Genomic DNA, 2,729 nt, shown 5'->3' with positions numbered 1-2,729 from the left:
GTGCAATGATTGTAAAGGGTTCGCGTCCTGGTCTAGGGAGGAGCCCAGGAGACCGAAACAGAATGCCAGTGACGCAAAACGTTGCTCCGGGCGCCCCGGGAATTCCGGCGCGCTGGACATCAAGCGCCAAGAGTGGCGTCGGAACGTCGCTTTCGCCGGCCGGCCGGATTTGGTTTACGATCAGCCACGGCATCCTCAACGAAGTCTACTATCCGCGCGTCGACAGCGCCTGCACCCGCGACCTCGGCTTGATCGTCACCGGTCCCGGCGGCTATTTTTCGGAAGAGAAACGCGATGCCCTGCATACGATCGAACCGTTCGAGGACGGCGTGCCCGCCTACAGGCTGGTCAACACGGCGAGCGACGGCGCCTGGCGGATCGAAAAGCGCATCCTCGCCGACCCGGCGCGCCCGGCTCTGCTGCAGGAAATCACCTTCACGGCGCTGAAAGGGGTGCCCGGTGGCTACCGCGTCTACGCGCTTCTGGCGCCGCATCTGGTCAATGCCGGCATGGGCAACACCGCCTGGGTCGGCGAGCAGGAGGGAAAGCCCGTGCTGTTCGCCTCGGGACGCGGCTCTTGCCTGGCGCTGGCCTCGTCGCAGCCCTGGCGCACCGGCTCGGCCGGTTATGTCGGTTCTTCCGACGGTTGGCAGCAACTCCACGACACCGGTGAGCTCGACGCTGCATACCAGCGGGCCGAGGACGGCAATGTCGCGCTGACGGGCGAGATCGGCTTTTCCGCCACAGAGACCAAGGCCTTGCTGGCGCTTGGGTTCGGCGCGACATCGGACGAGGCCGCGGAACATGCTTTCGCCAGCCTGAAGCAGGGTTTTGAACCCGCGGCGAAATCCTATCTTCAGAACTGGCGCAATTGGCAGACTGGCCTGCTGCCGCTTGATCGACACACGGCATCATCGGGTATCAACAGCTATCGCACCAGCACCGCGGTACTGGCGACGCACCGGTCGATCGCCACACCGGGCGCCGCGGTCGCCAGCCTGTCGATCCCGTGGGGCTTCAACAGGGGTGACGACGACCTCGGCGGCTACCATCTGGTCTGGCCGCGCGATCTGGTCGAGACGGCGGGCGGCTTTCTTGCTGCCGGCGATGCTGCCTCGGCCCTGCAAATCCTCGATTACCTCAGCTCCATCCAGCAGCCGGACGGCCATTGGCCGCAGAACGCCTGGCTCGACGGATCGGCCTATTGGCCCGGCATCCAGATGGACGAATGCGCCTTTCCGCTGCTGCTGGCCGATGCTTTGCGCCGCGCCGGCCATTTGCCGCGCGCCAGGCTCATGACCTTCCTGCCGATGATCGAGCGCGCCGCCGGCTATGTCGTGCGCAACGGACCCGTCACCGGCGAGGACCGCTGGGAAGAGGATGCCGGCTACAGCCCGTTCACGCTCGCCGTCGAAATCGCCGCACTGCTTGCCGCGGCAGACCTGCTCGACGCTTGCGGCAAGACAGACGCCGCGACCTATCTGCGCGAGACATCAGACGTCTGGAACGACCAGGTCGAGCGCTGGACCTACGTCACCGGCACGGCGATCTGCAGTCAAGTCGGCGTCGAAGGCTACTATGTCCGCATAGCACCACCCGACAGCGCCGAGGCCGGTTCGCCGAAGGACGGCTATGTCCCGATCAAGAACCGGCCGCCCGGCGACACGGATCGGCCCGCCAAGGAGATCGTCAGCCCGGATGCACTGGCACTTGTCCGCTTCGGTCTGCGGGCGGCCGACGACCCGCGCATGACAGACACGGTCAAGGTCATCGACGCGCAATTGCGCTGCGATCTGCCGCAAGGGCCGCTCTGGTACCGCTACAATGGTGACGGCTATGGCGAGCACGAAGACGGCGCGCCTTTCGATGGCACCGGCCAGGGTCGCCCCTGGCCGCTGCTGGCCGGCGAACGCGCCCACTACGAGCTGGCGGCGGGGCGCAGGGAAAAGGCGGCAAGCCTGCTGGCTGCGCTGGAAGGCTCGGCCGGGCCGGGCGGCCTATTGCCGGAGCAGGTCTGGGACGGCGCCGATCTGCCGGAGCGCGAACTGCTGCATGGCCGACCCTCGGGCAGCGCCATGCCGCTGGTCTGGGCGCATTCGGAGCATATCAAGCTGCTGCGCTCGCTGCGCGACGGCGCGGTCTTCGACATGCCGCCGCAAGGCGTCAAGCGCTATATCGAGGACAAGACCGTATCGCCGTTCAGGACATGGCGGTTCAACAACAAGATCCGCACCATGCCGGAGGGCAAGACGTTGCGCGTCGAATTGTTGGACCCGGCTACAGTCCACTGGAGCACCGACAACTGGGCGACCGCCCACGACAGCCATACGGTGGAGAACGCCTTCGGCATCCATCTTGCCGATCTGCCCGCGGCAAGCCTCCCCGAGGGAAGCACGCTGCTCTTCACTTTTTTCTGGCCCGCGACCGGCGATTGGGAGAATGTCGACTTCTCCGTCATATCGGGCGACCAAGATGGCCAGTAGATCACAGCCAGTAGACCTTCCCTCGATAACCCCGCAAATCTCTTAGAAAACAGGGACGAAACCATGCAGATCGGAATGATGGGACTGGGCCGGATGGGCGCCAACATGGTCCGGCGCCTGATGCGCGACGGCCACGAATGCGTCGTCTACGACATCAACCCGGCCAGCGTCGCCGCCCTGGTGACCGACGGCGCGTCAGGGGCGGCCTCGATGGAAGAATTCGTCGGCAAGCTGGCCAAGCCGCGC

General features: G+C 65.7%; 2 protein-coding genes. Both read left to right on the top strand.

Annotated elements, in window-relative coordinates:
* The first annotated feature begins 62 nt into the window (after window positions 1–62).
* Window positions 63–2,483: a glucan 1,4-alpha-glucosidase gene (locus tag EN749_RS33830; protein WP_128364807.1), complete on the top strand. Its 2,421-nt coding sequence runs from the start codon at window positions 63–65 to the stop codon at window positions 2,481–2,483.
* Window positions 2,484–2,546: 63 nt separating this feature from the next.
* On the top strand, window positions 2,547–2,729 hold a 183-nt coding region (locus EN749_RS33825; RefSeq protein WP_245491558.1), incomplete at its 3' end, for an NAD(P)-binding domain-containing protein.

Origin of the sequence: Mesorhizobium sp. M7A.F.Ca.ET.027.02.1.1 (genome assembly GCF_004022985.1) — a bacterium.
GTDB lineage: Bacteria > Pseudomonadota > Alphaproteobacteria > Rhizobiales > Rhizobiaceae > Mesorhizobium.
The sequence above is the reverse complement of the archived record's forward strand: the minus strand, read 5'-3'. Positions and strand labels throughout refer to the sequence as shown.

What these genes read in the sequence shown, in the direction of transcription:
- EN749_RS33830 (WP_128364807.1), top strand. Translation starts at nt 63, where the DNA reads ATGCCAGTGACGCAAAACGTTGCTCCGGGCGCCCCGGGAATTCCGGCG.